Source organism: Actinomycetota bacterium (genome assembly GCA_005774595.1).
Lineage (GTDB): Bacteria > Actinomycetota > Coriobacteriia > Anaerosomatales > D1FN1-002 > D1FN1-002.
In genome coordinates, this window is record VAUM01000521.1 from 1 (window position 1) to 1,004 (window position 1,004).

General features: G+C 67.1%; 1 protein-coding gene. It reads right to left on the reverse strand.

The annotated features are described in order from the left end of the window. Positions 1 to 1,004, reverse strand: a 1,004-nt coding sequence (locus tag FDZ70_11405) for a HAMP domain-containing protein (protein TLM64559.1), incomplete at both ends; no start/stop codon positions are given.

Here is a 1,004-nt window from a genome sequence, read left to right on the forward strand (position 1 = left end):
ACCTTCAGGCTGCCCCCGATGTGAACGACGCGCTCCCTGAGGCTTGCGAGGCCGAAGCCTTCGTGGTCCGCTGCTTCGGAAGCATCGAAGCCGACTCCGTCATCGGCCACCGTGAGCAGCACACAGCCGTCCATGAGGGATACGCTCAGCGATGCGCTCGTCGTGTCGGCGTGCTTCACGACGTTCGCCAGCATCTCTCGCGCCGCTCTCAGCAGGATCGGCTTCGCGTCGTCCGGCACGCACTCCAAGTCACCGGGCAGCGCACACTCGACCGTCAGGCCGGACTGGGCCGTGACCTTCTCGCAGGTCTCGGCCAACGCTGGTCCGAGGCCGAGTTCGTACAGGGCGGTCGAGGCGAGTTCACCGGTGATCGCACGGCTCTCAGCGATCGCTTCGCCCAGGAGGGCGTCGACCCCGTCCAATCCCTCGCTGTCCGGTTCTCCGAAGGAACGAGCGATTCCGAGTCGCATCCGGGCAACCGCGAGAATCTGACTCACGCGGTCGTGCAGCTCCTCTGCAAGGTGCCGTCGTTCGCGCTCTTCCGCAGCCGCCAGTTCGGCCGACATTGCGCCGAGCCGTGCGATCACCGCAGCCTTGGCTTCGGATTCGGCCGCAAGGCGGTTGCGACTGTCGAGCAGCTCGGTCTCCCGGTCTCGGACCGCTTCCGCCATCCGATTCAGCGCGTGACCGAGCGTATCGATCTCGATGAGCCGAGCGGCGCGGACCCGCACTTCGTAGTCACCGCCCTCGACTGCCTCGGCGGCGTCGGCCAGCGCCGACAGCGGCCCGCTCATGTCGCGCGCCAGAAGCAGCGACGTCAACACTGCTGCCGCGGCAGCGAGCACCACGATCGTGGCGATCGTCCCCCAAGTCGAGACCACCGGAACGAGGGCGGAGCGCTCGTCTTGCTGCACGAGGACGGTCCATGCGGGTCCCTTGACGATCGCGGAACTCCCGTACGTCGGGACTCCGTCATGCTCGTACTCGTAGTCGCCGCTGATGCC